This window comes from Mycolicibacterium llatzerense (assembly GCF_025331195.1).
GTDB lineage: Bacteria > Actinomycetota > Actinomycetes > Mycobacteriales > Mycobacteriaceae > Mycobacterium > Mycobacterium llatzerense.
This window is the reverse complement of record NZ_LXOV01000001.1, coordinates 2,801,406-2,817,376: the sequence shown is the minus strand read 5'-3', so window position 1 is coordinate 2,817,376 and position 15,971 is coordinate 2,801,406. Positions and strand designations below refer to the sequence as shown.

The window sequence follows — 15,971 nt, the reverse complement described above, 5'->3', positions numbered from 1 at the left end:
GAACTCCGCCGGCTCTCGTGCGACTAGATCTCCGAGGCGTCGGAGAGGGACAGAAGATGACCAGGCTGAGGCACTTGGGCAATCTGGAACGCGAGGTGATGGATCACCTCTGGGGCGCGGACGCGCCGCAGACCGTTCGCGAGGTCCATCACGCCATCTGCGCGGAACGCAAGCTCGCGTATACCACCGTCATGACGGTGCTGCGCAGGCTCGCAGGTAAGGGCGTGGTCCGGCAACTGCGCCATGATCGTGCACACCGCTACGTCGCATCGCACAGTCGAGATCAGCTGGTGGCGGGCCTCATGGTCGACGCGCTCGGCCAGGCTTCCGATCAGAGCGACAGGCACGCGGCGCTGGTGCACTTCGTCACGCAGGTCGCAGCCGACGAGATCGATGTACTTCGCCGCGCCCTGGCCACGGCGGACCCGCGCGCTTCCGAAACCGGTGTTCCCGCAGTGCGTTTGGCACCCCGGCTCACCGCCTGACCGGAGTGGCGTTCGAATCCGCTCAGTCGGTGAAGTCGATCCGGACTGACACCGGAGTGGTTTCCAGCGCCTTCACCACCCCGGCCCCAACCCGGCCGAATTTCCGAGCGCGCGCGACGACGTCGTCGTCCGGCCTGAATTCCGCGACCCCGCTGCGCCACCGATCTCCCTGCCGCACACGGATATTCGGATTGTCCGCAATATTGCTGCCCCAACCGGACCGGGTACCGTGCTGGCAGATCACCCATGCGCCCTCGTTGTCGAACTGCACCGAAACAGGGACGCGACGCAGCTGCCCGGTCTTACGACCAATGGTCTCCAGCTCCGTGGCCAACGCGGTGCGCACACCGAGTCTGCTCAACCCCTGCACAGCGGGGTTGAGCAGATAGCGGCCGATCGCCCGTTCTCTGCGGAACTTTCGCAACGTCTTGTCCGGGTTGGCATTCGTCATGACCGTCTCCGTAGTCGAAGCACGCGACCACCTGATTGGTGACCTCTAGACCAACATAGTAGACCGATCGGTATACGTCAATCGATGATTGCCGCTCACCCACGGGCCCGCGGATCAGCCAAGCCTGGTCTGGACGCGAACCCTCCGTGCCCCGTCACGGGCCGACTCATATCGCTGCAGCAATTCTTGCGGAAGGCGCCCACGACTACCGACCTCATGGCCGTTCAATCGCAGCCACTCACGCGCTCGCCGAGCGTGCGTTTGCTGCATTTCCAATGGCGGCTGCTCCGGAAGCGAGACCGTTCGTCCGCGGGAACGGCTGGCCTTGCTGGCCGCCCGGATGTACGGCTCGAAACAGCTACGCATACGCAGCGCGTTCGCCTCGGACAGATCAATTGCATAAGCGACCCCGTCGAAGGAGAACTCGAGCGTCGTCGCTGCCACGGAACCATCCAAATCGTCGGTCCACATAGTCGAATACCGTTTCGCCACTGGAACATTCACCCCCGTAATCCGCGGCACCAGGCAACATCTGCCAAGACAAGCTAGCGGAGCACGACGAGACCGGCTACGCGCCTTCGCCTCTTTTATTTCAGCTGAGCAAGTGCTATAGGCCCGAATCCGAAGATGAACCTCAGAAGTCGTCGGGCACCCCGGGGGCGACGGGCCAGCCGAACGCGACCGCGGTCCGGTGCACCGACCCCGGAGTGAACTCTTCGACGAACCCCGCGTTCGCCAGTGCCCGCAGACTCACCCCGCCGAGGTAGCAGGCACCGAGGTCACGCACCGAGACGGCGATATCGGCTGGCGCCGTGGTGCTTTCGCATTCGGCACCGTCGGGACCGCCACGGAGATGCCATCGGCCGGCGTTCCACGGGCAGAACTCATCGGTGATATCCAGCACCACGTCGACAGGGGCGGCGTAGCTGCGCAACGTCAGTGCGCGACGCGCATCGACCAGCCTGACGTACACGCCGTCCCGCGCTTCGCACGCCAGCGCACGCTGGTCGGCTACCAAGCTGCGGAGCGGCTCATCGACTGCAGCACCGTCGTAGGCGAAGGTCCTGACCAAATCCATATCCAGGAGATAGCGCCAAATCTGTGCGTACGCACGATGATTGGTGGCCTGTACTTCTTGGACCTGGAGTTCACCGTTGGGCTGGCCGCGGTCCGTCCAGCTGTTCTTGGGCCGGTAGATGGCGAATCCGCTGGCGGTGCCGTCGGCCTCGCGATGCAGGAGGAAGCGAATCTTGCTGGCCTCCTTGCGCCTTTCCTCGCTGTCGTGGATCCAGTTGTCCCACCACGGGCGCGGCCGCTCCATCACGCCGGGCCGCTGCATCATGGCTCGCTGATGAATCTCCGGCGCGCTGGCCATCAATGTCTCGGCGTCGACGTGGGTGACCGAACCGTCGCCGAACTGGACGTCCGGGCGGAAGCCCAGTTCGCGTACCTTGCCGGAAAGCTCCGCAATCGGCACAGCCATCCCGTAGCCGAAGCGCCCGTAGATGGATGCCTCCGATGCGAACAGCATGGCCAGCGCCTCGGTACCCCGTGACCGGATGTCGTCGAGCTGGTGGCGCATCATCGCCGTGAGCAGCCCACGACGTCGGTGGCTGGGCGACACCGTGACAGCGGTGACGGCGGCCACCGCTGCGGTCCCGCCGCCGGGCAGCACCACCTGCTTGCCGAAGTCTCCGGCAGTAGAAACCCAACGGCTGCCGTCGTGGAAGCCGAACATGCGGTCGTACTCGGTGAACGCGCGCATCAGGTCGATCTCGTCCTGCCGCGGATCCTGCAGGAACACCCCGTACGACGCGGCCATGAACGCATCGAAGTCGTCACTGTCGCTGACAGCGCGCAGCGTCAAATCAGTCATGTTCCAACGGATATCACACAGCCTCGTGGCAAGTCATCCGAATTTCGTTGCAGCAAACGAAGACTGAACGCCTCGGCCCGAGCTCGGGAACTCGGGAGCCGTGTCCCTGACACAGGCTGCCGCCAGGTGGCACAGTGTGGGCTGTGGACGTGCACACATCTCACGGGGACGGCTGGGAGCTCGCCTGGCGCCGGCCGCGATCGGTTGGTGCCCGAGCCCAGTACTACGCCGGTTTCGCCGAGCGGCTCGATCAGCCTCGCCGGACCGTGGAGTGGGCCACGCCGTGTGCTCGAGTGGTGATGGTCTTCGACGCGACCATGACGGTGACGACATCAACTCCGACCGGCGCGGCCCACGTCGGGGCGTTCGTGGCCGGGCCGCGCGCCGCACCGCTGTTTGTCGACCAGCATGGATCGTTCCGCGGCGTCGAGATCGGTCTCGCGGCGCAGGATGCTGCGTCCTTCCTCGGGACGGCCTTGGGAGACCTCGATGAACGAGTGGTTCCCCTCGACGAGCTGATCGGCCGGCGAGCCGAGGAAATCCATGACCGGCTGGCCATGACACCGGACTGGGCCGACGTCTTCGACATCATCGACGGGTACTTTCAGCCAAGCGGCGGCTCTCCGGTCGATCCGCGACTCTGCTGGGCCTGGGACATTATCGAACGTCATCAGGGTCGGGTTCGCGTCGAATCGATCGCCCAAGAGATCGGCTGGAGCCGACGCCATTTCGCGGCCAAGTTCGACCGCGCCTTCGGCGTGACACCGAAGGTGGCGGCCCGTCTCTTTCGTTTCGAAAGCGCCACAAGACTTCTCCGCAACGGTCTGGCGCCGGCACGGGTCGCTGTTGACTGCGGCTACTTCGATCAGGCGCACATGCATCGCGACTTTGCCGGCTTCGCCGAGTGCACACCGGGCGCGGTCTCGGCCGCCAATGGAACCGGCGGCGGGCTCGGATCCGCGTGGCCGCCGGAGGGCATGTAGGTCACTTTTCTCCAATGCGGCGGTGCGTGCGTTTCGTAGCCTCGGACGCAACGACGAAGAGAGGCAACCTGAATGACCGGCGAAGTAACCCATATCGAGATCGGCGCACCGGACGCAAAGAAGGCTCAGGTGTTCTTCGGGACGCTTTTGGGTTGGGCCTTCGAGAGCTTCGGCAACGGCAATCAAGCCGTCATCCAGACTCCCACCATCCGTGGCGGTCTCCACGACGGTGTAGAGAAGAGCACCCTTGCCACGTACTTCGCGGTCGATGACATCGACGAAGCGATCGCGAAGGTGCGCGAGCTCGGTGGCAACGCCGCAGATCCCTCACCCGAAGAACCCGGCTTTGGACGGTTCGCCAACTGCGTTGACGATCAGGGGTTGGCGTTCGGTTTGCATCAGCCTCCGACCAACGGTTCAATTGGTCGACGGCGCCAACCACGGAATTCTTGAACGATCCGGAATCAGCTGTCCCGCTACGGATTCGACTATGTGCTGCGCCTACTTCAGCAGACGGCCGGCCCCGACAGCGACGAGGCGCTGGTAGGCCGAACCCAGCACCCGCGCCATGAGGTCCAGCGCGATCGCGTCGGGACCGATCAACACGCGGGCCTTCTTCGTGTCGACCCCGTCGGTGATGGTCTTGGCCGCAGCCTCGGCGCTCGTCCGGGCGAGCCGCTTGTTGAAGACCTCGGCAAGCCGCTGCGCATCCCGTCCCTCGCTTGCGGTCGAGTTGTTCGCGATGTTGGTCTTGATACCACCGGGATGCACACACGTCACGGCGACGGGATGACCCGCCACGATCATCTCCTGACGCAGCGCTTCGGTGAACCCACGAACGGCGAATTTCGCTGCGTTGTAGGCACTCTGGCCGGGGATCGCAATGAGGCCGAACAGAGACGAGACGTTGATGACGTGGCCGTCGCCGGAGGCGATCAGGTGCGGCAGAAACGCTTTCGTGCCGTTGACGACGCCCCAGAAATCGACGTCCATGATGCGCTCGATGTCTTTGAAGTCCGAGTGCTCCACGTCGCCGGTGAACGCGATACCCGCGTTGTTGTATACCTGATTGACCTTGCCGAAGTAGCCGGCGACATCGTCCGCATACAGCAGAAAAGCCTCGCGCTCAGCGACATTGAGCCGGTCGGCCTTGACCACGACACCGAATTGCCGCAGCAGGCGTTCAGTTTCGGCGAGGCCGTCGACGTCTACATCGGAGATCGCGAGCTTCGCACCCTTGGCGGCGAGACGCACCGCCAGCGCACGGCCGATGCCCGACCCGGCGCCGGTGATGACGCAGACTTTTCCTTCAAATGACGTGCTCACGTGTGTACCTCCTGAGGTGGGACTGCGGGGCGAGTTCGCCGGACCTGAACAGAGCCACGTCGGCTGTGAGTGTCAAGTACGTCGGCACTGATGATCAGCGGACCAGCGCACTGGGCGAAAGGTGCACGTATCCCAAATATCAACATTTGATGTGCAAAGTGCACCACCGCGGAGCAATCCCTCGTCGTTTCAGAACGGCAAAGGACCTCCTACCCCGGTCTATTGAGGAAAACTGCGTTTCCGGAGGTAGATCGAATGAGCGACGACCCGAGCGGCGTAAGTGCGGCGGCGAAGACCAAGCCCGAACGTCGCGGCATCATGCAGTCCTTCACCGCACTGTGTGTCCGCTATGTCGAACGCCTGATGCCCGACCCGTACCTGTTCGCCGTCATCCTGACGCTGATCGTCGCCGGCCTGGTCGCGTTCCTGGTGCAGGGCGCCACGCCCAGTGGGATGCTCAAGGCCTGGTACGGCGGAGTGTGGGGATCGCAGAACATCTTCACGTTCGCGTTCCAGATGGTCCTGATCCTGGTGACGGGCTACACGCTCGCCGAAGCGCCCGTCCTCAAGCGAGCCATCGTCCATATCGCGAGTAAGCCGAACAACCAGGTCCAGGGCGCCCTGCTCTGTTTCAGCGTCAGCGCCGTGCTGTCCCTCCTGAACTGGGGACTCGGACTGGTGGCCGGTGCTCTGGTCGCCCGGCAGGTCGCCAAACGCATGACCGACGCGCATTTCGGCTACCTGATCGCGGCGGCCTTCATGGGCTTCATCGTTTGGACACAGGGGCTTTCGTCGTCGATCGCGCTTGCGAACACCGACAGCGGCAGCCCGATCAACGTGATCCACAAACTGACCGGCATCACTGTTCCGTTGAGCCAGACCATCTTCCAGCCCTACAGCTGGCTGTCGGCGATCGTCGTACTGGCGATCCTCGCGCTCGCCGTCTGGCACATGGCACCGACGCAGAGCCTCGCGCCCGACCCCGCGGTCTTCGAGGACGAAACCCAGGCGGACGCAGACGCTCATGCCGGATTGCCGGCTTCGCCGGCGGCAGGCAACAAGACTTTCGCCGAATGGCTGGAGAACCTCTGGATTCTCAATGTCCTCGTGTTCGCCGCGGGCATGGCCTATTTCGTGCTCAGCGGTTTCGCCCTGAACATCTCCTCGATGATCATGTTGTTCACGATCACCAGCGCGCTGCTGCACCGCACGCCGATCCGTTTCATCCGGGCGTTCACCGGTGCCGCCAAGGTGTCCGGTCCGCTGCTCCTGCAGTACCCGCTGTACGGCGGTCTGGTCGGCCTACTCGGTTACCAAGCGACGAAGGGCGACAGGCCGCTGCAGACGCTGCTGGCCGAAGCTGTCGTCAATGGCGCGACCGAGCACACGCTGCCGTTCCTGACCTTCATCGGCTCGTTGATCATCAGCCTGTTCGTCCCGTCCGGCGGCGGGCACTGGGCGGTGCAGGGTCCGATCGCGGTCGACTCGGCACTGGCGATCGGGCAGCATTCGCCGGCATATCTGGGGTTGATCTCGATGGCAGTCGCTGTTGGCGAGGGCGTCGCGAACATGATCCAGCCGTTCTGGCTGCTGCCGCTGCTGGCAATCGCGAAACTGAATGTCCGCCAGGTGATGGGTTTTACGGTGGTCGCTTTCCTGATCGGGACGGTGGTGTTGGGTGCTACCACCCTCATCGCACCGCACGTGCTCTGACGCCACCTCAACGCAGCACCACAGCCAGACGACTACCTGCCCGATCGGGTAGGTGGTGGGCTATCCACCTGACCGTTGGTCCAGACGGCGGCGCGCCGTAGGCTGGGCGTATTACCTGCATCACAGGATGAGGGATCGGTCTGGTGAGACTCGATGTGGTGTCGCCCGCGCAGCTCGCGGCGACGACGGTGGCGACGGCCCCACCGACTCGGCTGCTGAAATTCCATGCCCCTGAGATCGTGTTCGGCATCGACTCGATGGTGGAGGCAGCGCACGCCGCCGTTCGCCTGGGTGGCCTGCGGCCGCTGGTGGTCACCGACCCTGGGCTTATCGAGGCGGGGTGGGTAGCCGAACTGATCGGGCATCTACGCAGCCAATGCGTCGAAGCGCAAGTATGGAGCGGCCTGACCCCGAACCCGAAAGACCACGAAATCACCGCGGGCCACGAGTTCTACCGCTCGCAGGGTTGCGACGTGCTCATCGCGTTGGGCGGCGGGTCGGTCATCGATGCCGCCAAGGGCATTGCGATCCTGGCAGCCAACGGCGGCAACATCCTCGATTACGCGGGCGTGGACAAGGCCACCGCACCGATTCCGCCGCTGGTGGTGCTGCCGTCCACGTCGGGCACCGGCGCCGACGTCTCCCAGTTCTGCATCGTCACCGACACCACCCGCAATACCAAGATCACCATCCTGGGCCGTGCCCTGGTGCCCGACATCACCGTCATCGACCCGCGCCTACTGACCACCATGCCCGAATGGCTCAACGCGGCAACGGGATTGGATGCCCTGACACACGGCATCGAGGCGTTCGTGTCGCTGGGACACAATCCGCTGACCGACCACCACGCTCTGCGGTCCGTCGTAATGGTCACCGAAAACCTGGTCACCACCATCGAGCGGCCGCACGACATGCCCGCCCGGGTACTGATGGCGCAAGCCGCGTTGGAAGCCGGCCTGGCATTCACCAATGCCATCTTGGGTGCCGCGCATGCCATGAGCCACCAAGTCGGCGGGCTGCTCGACTTGCCACACGGTGTCATCAACGGTGTCCTGCTACCCCATGTGGTGCGGTTCAACGCCGAGGCCGACCCGGCGCCGTTCGCCACCATCGCCGCCTGCCTCGGGCTCGCCGACAAGCGGGCTCCGGAATTGGAATCCGCACTGGCCCTTGCGGATCGCCTCGAAGAGCTGGCCAGACAGGTGGGAGTGCCGCGCGGCCTCGCCGAGCTGGGCGTCCGCGACGCTGATGTGCCGGTGCTGGCCCGCAACGCACTGCAGGACGCGTGCCTGACCACCAACCCTCGCCCCATCGACGATGCGCAGCTGCGCGCACTGTTCCGGGCGGCGCTATGACCGCGCTGCCCGGGAACCCGGTCGTCCCCCCCAGGGCGATGATGCCGGATTTGGACCAACTGACCGGGGTTCGGTCCGGCAAGGGCACCTTCTACCCCGAGTTCCGGGTGGCCGCGCAGCGAACCGAACGGGTGATAGCGGCGCTCGGCGCCATCTCCCGGGCCCTGGTGCAAACCGTCAATGGGCCCGAAAACTTGGTGCGGGCAGTAGCTGAGGCGGCCCGCACCCATCTCGGCGCCGAATGGGTGCTGCTGGCTCTGGCTGACGGCGCATTGCCCGAGGCACGTCCGCGCCATCTCATCCTCGATGCCGACGGGCATGCGTACTCGTTCGAAGGTCTATCCGGCGCCAAGCATCCGGTACCGCACCTGCCGGACGCCGTCCTGAACCGCCTCAACGACGTCCTGCGCGGGCGGCTCGCCCAATTCCGGCTACCGGTGATCGAAAACCACCACTCGCACGTCCCGATCGAACTCGACGGCGGCGTGATCGGAGCATTCGCTGCCTGGACGCCACCGCACCGGCTGCTCGACGAGATTGATGAGACGGTGATGCGAATCCTGGCCAGCCAGACCGCGGTAGCGCTGCAGAACTGTGAACTGTTCCAGCGCTCCCAAACCTTGCTGGCCCAGTCCGAGGCCCGCAATGCGCAGCTGCTGGCCACCAAACGCGAACTCGGTGCGGCACAACGCCATCAGGTGTTGGATTCCGAGCGGCAGCGGATTGCGAGGGAACTGCACGACAGTGTCGCGCAAACTGTGCTGTCAGCCGGCATGCAGATCGAGGTGTGCCGCAGTGAGATCGAATCACGTTCCGGTGCAGCAGATCTGGTAGAACGACTGGACACCGCCAAGACCCTGACGCGATCGGCGGTCGAGCAGCTACGGTCGGCCATCTACGCACTCAACCATTCCACCGACTCCGACCGATCCAGCCTCCCAGAGCTACTCGAACAGCTCGCCACGGTGCACATGCCCAAAGACTTGCGGGTGACGCTCCGGGTCGACGGCACTGTCGCTGAATTGCCCAGCGGAGTCGAACGCAGCCTGCTTCGAGTTGCCGGTGAGGCACTGTTCAATACCGCGATGCACGGTCGCGCCTCGCGGGCGATCGTGCGGCTGAGCTACCGCGCCGCTGGGGTCACCCTGTCGATATCTGATGACGGCATAGGTGACCCGGACAAACTTCGATTGATGCTGCGGCTGGCCGATGTCGCCGACCTCGACGGGCATCATCGCGGGCTGGCCAACATGCTGGCCCGGTGCCGCGAATACGGCGGGACCTTCACTGTCGGCCGATCACGCATCGGTGGAGTGCGGGTGGTCGCGACCATTCCGCGCAACCCTGAGAGCACAACCGAGTTCCACCCGAAGGAGTGACTCGATGACTGTTGACACCAAGACCAAGGCGATCCGGCTCGCGCTGGTCGACGACCACGCCATCCTCCGGCAGGGCCTGCGTTCACTGCTGGAACGTGAAGACGATCTCATCGTGGTCGGCGAAGCGTCCAGCGAGCCGGAGGCCGAGGCCGTCGTCGCGGCCACACGTCCTGACGTGGTGCTGCTCGATCTCAAACTCTCGGCGGGTTCGGACTTCGAGGGATTATCGTTGTGCACCAAGCTCTCTGGCGCACATCCCGATATCGGATTGCTGGTGCTGACCACGTTCCTGGACGAGGATCTGGTGGTACGCGCGGTGCACGCGGGAGCGCGTGGCTACGTGGTCAAGGACGTCGACACCACCGAGCTGGTACGGGCGATCCGCGCCATCTCCATCGGGCAGAGCGCCTTCGACTCGCGCAGCGCCGCCGCCGTGGTCCGCTCCCTCAATGGAGGCGGCCAAGCACGCGAGACGCTCACCGAGCGGGAACTCGAAGTGTTGCGACTGCTCGCTGCAGGCCTGTCCAACCACAAGATCGGTGAGACCCTGTTCATTTCGGCAACCACCGCCAAGTTCCACGTCAGCAATATCATGCGCAAACTTGCGGTCAGCCGGCGCGCCGAGGCGGTCTACGCCGCCAGCAAAAAAGGCCTGATCTAGTCAGCCCACGCGGAAGAGGTACCGCAACGGGTGCTGGCCCGCGCGGTACCTCTTCCAGGCGACCGGCGTCGTCCGTCACACGACGCTCCCCGCTGTCAGTCGTTTCGGTAGTCGATGACGACGCGCCCGTCGATCTGTCCTCGTTCCATCCGGGTGAAGACATCGTTGATGTCATCGAGACGCGCGCTGGTGACGGTTGGCTTGATCAGGCCTCGGGCGTAGAAATCCAGAGCCTCGGCCATGTCTTGACGGGTTCCGACGATCGACCCGCGAATGGTGAGTCCCTTGAGAACGATGTCGAAGATCGGTGCCGGGAAATCTCCCGGAGGCAGCCCGTTGAACACGATTGTGCCGCCACGACGGGCCAGCCCGATCGCTTGGCCGAACGCTTGCGGGTGCACGGCGGTGACCAGCACGCCATGGACTCCACCGGTGGCCTGCTGCACCGACTCGACGACGTCAGCGGTCCGTGCATTGACGACGACCTCGGCGCCGAGTCGGGTGGCGAGCGCCAGTTTGGCGTCGTCGACATCGATTGCGACAACACGTAAACCCATCGCGTGCGCGTACTGGACCGCGATATGACCCAGCCCGCCGATGCCTGAGATCGCCACCCATTGGCCGGGCCGGGTGTCGGTGACCTTGAGGCCTTTGTAGACGGTGACGCCTGCGCACAGGATCGGGGCGATTTCCAGCGGATCGGCACCGTCAGGGATGCGCGCGGCGTAGTCGGCGTTGACCAGCATGTACGTGCCGAAGCTCCCGTTGACTGAATATCCGCCGTTGCGCTGACTTTCGCACAGAGTCTCCCACCCGGTCCGGCAGTACTCGCAGCGACCGCAAGCTGACCACAACCAGGCGTTGCCGACCTTGTCTCCGACCGACAGGTCGACCACCCCCTCGCCGAGGGCGACGACCGTGCCGTAACCTTCGTGGCCCGGCACAAACGGTGGCTGCGGCTTGATCGGCCAATCACCTTGTGCTGCATGTAAATCCGTGTGGCAGACACCCGAAGTCTCGAGCTTGACCAGGGCTTCACCGTAGCCCGGCGTCGGCAATTGCACATCGTGCACCTGCAGCGGCACACCGAAATCGGTGACGACCGCAGCCCGCATGGTGTCGGTGCGCGCGGCGACGGTGTCAGAAGCCAGCGTTTGTGTCATTTATCCATTCCATTCGTGAGAGTTGTTTCTGCGAAAGATCTTTGAGCCGGACCGCGAGGGGTCGAGACTCGGCATATGGGGAACCGGCGGCGGCGCGAACGGCCAAGCAACGCCGAGCCAATCGCGCAATACTCATACCGCACAACGCTATTGACAGCGACGAGCCGGCGCCCGCTCCGATTGGGCGCAATACCAGGCCCGCCGGGCGGGTGCGCAACTGCCCGATTGGACAGGTCCGCAGCCACGGGACGACGTCCGGCGTCCCGTGCCGCCACGCTCATCGCCCCGTACGCGCTCTGACACCGCCGAACGCAACTGAGGACCGGCGAGAAAAATCGAGCCCGCTTTTGGTGCCGGAAACAAATCTTGACCCGATTTGTCCCAGCATCTTCCGTTTACCCATTGTGATGGATCACAATCGGCACGTGCCGCCTCCTGCCCAACTGCCGCAGATCCCGGCGGATGCTCCGCTGCGGAAGGTGATCGAGGACCGGATCGACGAGATCGCCACGGAGCTTCTGCACGAAGCTGTCCAATCGATCGAGTGGCCCACCGCGATACCGATCGAACACTTCGATGACGAGGTCGTCCCGTACATCGTCGGCGGATTTCTCTACGGGTTCGCCCTGATCACCGAAGGGCGCAGGGTGACCGCGGCGGAAGCAGCCACATTCGTGCTGCCGGTGGCCGAGCGGCATGCCGAAGATGGCATCCCCCTCCCGTTCTTGTTCACCGCACTGCACGCGGGCATCCGCAAGCTGTGGGAGATCGTGCTGGAAGAGGCGACCGACGGTGACGCCGAAACGATCGCCGCGATGGGCATGTACCTCGCCGATCTCACCGGAACCATCAGCGTTCTGATGACCGAGGTCTACCAGGATTCAGATTTTGCGCTCCGCGCCAACACCCGCCATCAGTTGAGCGCGCTCTGCGCCGCCCTCATCGCCGGCGAACCCGACCGCGAAACAGTCGCCAAGCAAGTCGGCATCAAGCTGAGCGAGCGCTACGACGTCCTGGTGTTTCGGGTGGATGCCGACGAACCTCGCACCACCCACGAAATCCTGGCGGCACGCAGGCGGTTACGACTGGCCAACCAGGTGTTCTATGGGCGCGGCGCCAGTGAAATCCTCAACACCTTCGACGGTCACACGGGCGTCATCTTGCTGCCCACACCAACTGTCGAACCGAGCGCCGACGCCCGCATTCCCGTACACCTCAGCACTCTGATCGACGCACTCACCGAACGACTCGACGTCGCGTTCTACGCTGCGTACCACGCCGGAGCCGCCCAGGACGCCATTCCCACAGTGGTCTCAGAGGCTGACGAAATCACCTCCCTGGCAAGGAAACTCGGCAGAGAACCCGGTGCCTACCAACTGACCGACATCCTGTTCGAGTACCAGTCGACGCGCCCCGGACCGGCCCGCGACCTACTCGCCCGTCACATCGCACCGCTCAGCGACCACCCGGGGTTACTCCAGGCGCTGCAGGCACACTTGCGGCATGGCGCCGACCGGAAGGCTGCTGCCGCAGAGCTTTTCATTCATCCCAATACGCTGACCTACCGCCTGCGCCGCATTCAGGACGTCACCGGCTACGACCCCACCGATCCCCATCAATCCCGATTGCTCGCCGCGGCGATGACCGTCTACGCCATCGACCACGCCGGCAAGCCAACCGCTGCGACAAACCTGGCCAATCCTGGCTAGCCCGATCAGGTATCGGTCACGCCTTCGCCATCGAACTCGAGTCATGCGTATCCCCAAACCTATTGACCCGATAACACGGAACGAGATGTGAATTCAGCTGTGCAGCATCACGAGTCACTCCGCAGCGCGGCAACACAGTTGCGGCATGCGGCCACCCAGTGCACGAGTCCGACCGAGCGCATTCACTCGTACATCGCGACGATGATCGACCACGTCTACCCACTGGAGCGCTGCGGAAAGGCATCGGTGCTGACGTCAATCTGGCTCAATCGTTCGGGACAGCACGTCGACCAGATCGATGCACTCGTGGACGAGTTGATCGAGCCGCTGCGCGAGGCGATTCGCGTTGGATGCCGGACAGGCGAGATGTCGTCACCGTGTCCGGACACCGATGCCCAAGCGATCTTTCATCTGGTCACGGGCATGATCCTCACCCAGGGAGCCCCCGGCCGACGCGCCTCTGCGGAGTACATCAAAGGGGTGGTGATGAACGCTGTTGCGAGCTCCCTCAAACTCGCCCGGCCCTGAACACACGACTAGCCGGATTCGGTTGATTTCGGTCGTTTCGCATGGCCGACCGCGGCGTAGGCCAAGCACACGGCAAGCACGGCGAACTTGACCAACGCAGCGCAACGCGCGCGTCGTGCATACATGTCAATCTGACTGCCGCCGAGAACTTTCAACAGCGACACGCCCTCGATCGCGTCACCAGCGACGGCTCCGGCCGCCAACACCGGAAGCGCCGCAGAGTGGCCTTGACGACAGCGCGCCCGCTCCACCAGGAGTGCTGTGTGCGCACCGTAGGTGAGCATGTAGCCGAAATCGAGCCACAGAGACACTCGAGCCAGGCGCCGGCCCCGAGTTCCCCAGCGCGCCATCATCTCTGCGGACCGGTACGCGTTGCCGGCCAGCTCGAACCGGACGATGCCCGGGCCGCCGGTCTGGCGGAGTCGCCGCTCAATTTCCAGCATGACCACGGTGTAGGCGGCATACGCAACCGTCACGCGACGGAGCAAGCCGGGGCTGCCGGTCATTTCAGCCATCAGCGGCGCTCCGACGCGATCGGTTGCCGCACTACGCGGACTGCTCCTGCGCCGCGCTTCGGGCGAATGCCGACTCGACGAACTGCGTCGCCTCGCGCAGCGCACGCGCCGCTTCCGGAACGATCGAGGCCGCGGCCTGGAAGACGTGGACCTGGTCCCGCCACACCTGCAACTGATGCGGCACACCGGCCTTCGTCAGTTCAACGGCAAGCAGCTCGGCGTCAGGGCACAGCAGTTCGGTCGAGCTCACCTGGATCAGGGACGGCGGTAGCCCCTTGAGGTCCGCATCGAGCAACCGGTGATCGTCTTCGGGCGGGCTGTGCCGCATGACGAATTGATGGAACGCGCGGGCAAAGGCCTTCGAGAACAGCACATCGGTTGCTCCCGAGGGCGCATCGATCTTGGCCTGCACGTCAAAGTCGGTCAGCGGCGCCATCGAGACGATCGCGCCGGGCATGGGCAACCCGCGTTGGCCCGCGAACAGGGCAGTGATGAACACCAAGTACGCACCGGCCGAGTCACCCATGAACGCGATGTTCTCCGGCGCGATGCCTCGCCCGAGTGCGAATCGATAGGCGTCGATGCAGTCCTCGATGCCGTCGGCGATGCTGTGCCCGGGCAGCTTGCGGTAATCCACCGCAAGAACCTCGCTCTGCAGCGACGCCGCAATCCGCGAGATCATCTGCCGGTGCAGGTGACGGCCACCGACCAGGAAAGCGCCGCCATGCATGTAGACGACGTAGCGGTCACCGCGCATCGACGCCGGCCGGGTCGTCTCGGCGGAGCAACGCGCAAGGCGGACGGGCCTTCTGGTGGTTCCCGAGACCGACCGCAGGACGCGACCGACGTGATCAACCGCTCGGTACGGCCACGGCAGCCCAGGCGCCATCGCCCACACCGTCAAGACCGGCTTGACCGTGGCCTTCAACGTCAACGCGAGGATGCGCGACTGGATGCTGCCGCCTTCGAACTCGACACGACGGGAGTTACCCAGGTCCAGCGGGATCAGATTGTCGGGTGTGGCAACCACGTTGTAGCCCTCCTGTATCAACGAGCCCCGTTCGGTGGCTGCGACAGCGCCGATGCTGCCTCGTTGTTCGAACCAGTATCGGCGTCCGGTTGGCTGCCGTCTCTACACCGAGGGCAGAAGTATCAGACTCGGCTTTTGTGACGCGTCACAAAAGCCGAGCTCAGCACGGATCCCCGCATTCAGTGCTGAGTGATGGTGATACCTGCACCACTCTCATTGCACCCCATGCGATCTGACCCGTCCGCGGCAGTCGACACGCGCGGTTGCGGCAGGCTTGCCACGATTGGCTAAGACACCAATTGCTGTGGGAATCGACAAAGCACACCCCCAGGGGACCGCCACCCAGAACGGCCAGAAATAGCCGCCGCCCGTGGAGAGCCAGATCGCGAGGCACATGATGTTCACCGCAACCCATGGCATCCACATGATCACGACCCATCCCGGAATCGCTTGCTTCCGTTGTCGTTTCGGCTCAGGTCGGTAATCCGGTAGGTCAGACACGATCTCCGCGAGCTCGCCGCGGGTTTCCACTTGGTAAAGCCGCTGCAGACGACTGTCGTACTCCGTCAGCGTCAGTCGTCCGTCCGCGACAGCCCGGCTGAGCCTGCACGAGACGGCGTCGCGGTCGGTGTCGCCGACCCGGATGTGATCGCCGAGGGTATCGATCGCGGTACTGCCGGCCGTGTCGCGCGCCGACTCGGGGAACCGGAAGTTCTCATGGTGGTGCATGGTGCAACTCCATTCGCCATAACGGTGTTATGGATATTCATAACACCGTTATGAGGCGGTGGCAAGGG

17 protein-coding genes are annotated in these 15,971 nt (G+C 64.3%); 9 read left to right on the top strand and 8 right to left on the bottom strand.

Going from position 1 to position 15,971, the window contains the following annotated elements; translation table 11 throughout:
• Positions 1-56: 56 nt before the first annotated feature.
• Entirely contained in the window at positions 57-485 is a 429-nt protein-coding gene (locus A7G45_RS13900) for a BlaI/MecI/CopY family transcriptional regulator (RefSeq protein WP_260937725.1), read from the top strand.
• Positions 486-507: 22 nt separating this feature from the next.
• Here the strand turns inward: A7G45_RS13900 and A7G45_RS13895 are convergent, their stop codons facing one another.
• The 3 genes from A7G45_RS13895 to A7G45_RS13890 form a co-directional block, all read right to left on the bottom strand.
• On the bottom strand, positions 508-936 hold the full coding sequence (locus tag A7G45_RS13895) for a nitroreductase/quinone reductase family protein (protein WP_260937724.1): 429 nt from the start codon (positions 934-936) through the stop codon (positions 508-510).
• A gap of 114 nt (positions 937-1,050) precedes the next feature.
• Positions 1,051-1,428, bottom strand: a complete 378-nt coding sequence (locus tag A7G45_RS32695; protein WP_071287191.1) for a histone-like nucleoid-structuring protein Lsr2 — start codon at positions 1,426-1,428, stop codon at positions 1,051-1,053.
• Positions 1,429-1,570: 142 nt separating this feature from the next.
• Positions 1,571-2,812, bottom strand: coding sequence for a GNAT family N-acetyltransferase (locus tag A7G45_RS13890; RefSeq protein WP_260937723.1), 1,242 nt, complete (start codon positions 2,810-2,812; stop codon positions 1,571-1,573).
• A gap of 143 nt (positions 2,813-2,955) precedes the next feature.
• On the opposite strand from A7G45_RS13890, the gene A7G45_RS32520 reads away from it, so the two are divergent.
• On the top strand, positions 2,956-3,795 hold the full coding sequence (locus tag A7G45_RS32520; RefSeq protein ID WP_260937722.1) for an AraC family transcriptional regulator: 840 nt from the start codon (positions 2,956-2,958) through the stop codon (positions 3,793-3,795).
• Positions 3,796-3,867: 72 nt separating this feature from the next.
• On the top strand, positions 3,868-4,248 hold the full coding sequence (locus A7G45_RS13880) for a VOC family protein (RefSeq protein ID WP_260937721.1): 381 nt from the start codon (positions 3,868-3,870) through the stop codon (positions 4,246-4,248).
• A gap of 48 nt (positions 4,249-4,296) precedes the next feature.
• On the opposite strand, the gene A7G45_RS13875 is transcribed toward A7G45_RS13880, so the two are convergent.
• Positions 4,297-5,121, bottom strand: coding sequence for an SDR family NAD(P)-dependent oxidoreductase (locus A7G45_RS13875; RefSeq protein WP_260937720.1), 825 nt, complete (start codon positions 5,119-5,121; stop codon positions 4,297-4,299).
• Between the two features lie 318 nt (positions 5,122-5,439).
• On the opposite strand from A7G45_RS13875, the gene A7G45_RS13870 reads away from it, so the two are divergent.
• The 4 genes from A7G45_RS13870 to A7G45_RS13855 all read left to right on the top strand — a co-directional run bounded on the left by A7G45_RS13870 (position 5,440) and on the right by A7G45_RS13855 (position 10,229).
• On the top strand, positions 5,440-6,834 hold the full coding sequence (locus tag A7G45_RS13870; protein ID WP_308204103.1) for a TIGR00366 family protein: 1,395 nt from the start codon (positions 5,440-5,442) through the stop codon (positions 6,832-6,834).
• A gap of 158 nt (positions 6,835-6,992) precedes the next feature.
• On the top strand, positions 6,993-8,189 hold the full coding sequence (locus A7G45_RS13865) for an iron-containing alcohol dehydrogenase (protein ID WP_043988031.1): 1,197 nt from the start codon (positions 6,993-6,995) through the stop codon (positions 8,187-8,189).
• A 41-nt stretch (positions 8,190-8,230) separates the two neighbouring features.
• Complete coding sequence (locus tag A7G45_RS13860) at positions 8,231-9,568, top strand: MadS family sensor histidine kinase (protein ID WP_260938179.1); 1,338 nt, start codon at positions 8,231-8,233, stop codon at positions 9,566-9,568.
• A 4-nt stretch (positions 9,569-9,572) separates the two neighbouring features.
• A complete protein-coding gene (locus A7G45_RS13855) occupies positions 9,573-10,229 on the top strand; it encodes a MadR family response regulator transcription factor (protein WP_043396677.1) in 657 nt (218 codons plus the stop codon).
• A gap of 95 nt (positions 10,230-10,324) precedes the next feature.
• Here A7G45_RS13855 and adhP read toward each other — a convergent pair whose 3' ends face one another.
• Positions 10,325-11,392: an alcohol dehydrogenase AdhP gene (gene adhP / locus A7G45_RS13850; RefSeq protein ID WP_260937718.1), complete on the bottom strand. Its 1,068-nt coding sequence runs from the start codon at positions 11,390-11,392 to the stop codon at positions 10,325-10,327.
• A gap of 425 nt (positions 11,393-11,817) precedes the next feature.
• On the opposite strand from adhP, the gene A7G45_RS13845 reads away from it, so the two are divergent.
• Together A7G45_RS13845 and A7G45_RS13840 are read left to right on the top strand one after the other, a co-directional pair.
• Positions 11,818-13,101, top strand: a complete 1,284-nt coding sequence (locus A7G45_RS13845; protein ID WP_260937717.1) for a PucR family transcriptional regulator — start codon at positions 11,818-11,820, stop codon at positions 13,099-13,101.
• Between the two features lie 201 nt (positions 13,102-13,302).
• Positions 13,303-13,629 carry a hypothetical protein gene (locus A7G45_RS13840; RefSeq protein ID WP_260937716.1) on the top strand — a complete coding sequence of 109 codons (327 nt, stop codon included), beginning with the start codon at positions 13,303-13,305 and terminating at the stop codon, positions 13,627-13,629.
• An 8-nt stretch (positions 13,630-13,637) separates the two neighbouring features.
• Here the strand turns inward: A7G45_RS13840 and A7G45_RS13835 are convergent, their stop codons facing one another.
• The 3 genes from A7G45_RS13835 to A7G45_RS13825 form a co-directional block, all read right to left on the bottom strand.
• On the bottom strand, positions 13,638-14,144 hold the full coding sequence (locus A7G45_RS13835) for a hypothetical protein (protein ID WP_260937715.1): 507 nt from the start codon (positions 14,142-14,144) through the stop codon (positions 13,638-13,640).
• Between the two features lie 31 nt (positions 14,145-14,175).
• Positions 14,176-15,174, bottom strand: coding sequence for an alpha/beta hydrolase (locus A7G45_RS13830; RefSeq protein WP_260937714.1), 999 nt, complete (start codon positions 15,172-15,174; stop codon positions 14,176-14,178).
• Between the two features lie 213 nt (positions 15,175-15,387).
• A complete protein-coding gene (locus A7G45_RS13825; protein ID WP_260937713.1) occupies positions 15,388-15,903 on the bottom strand; it encodes a DUF1707 domain-containing protein in 516 nt (171 codons plus the stop codon).
• Positions 15,904-15,971 lie beyond the last annotated feature (68 nt).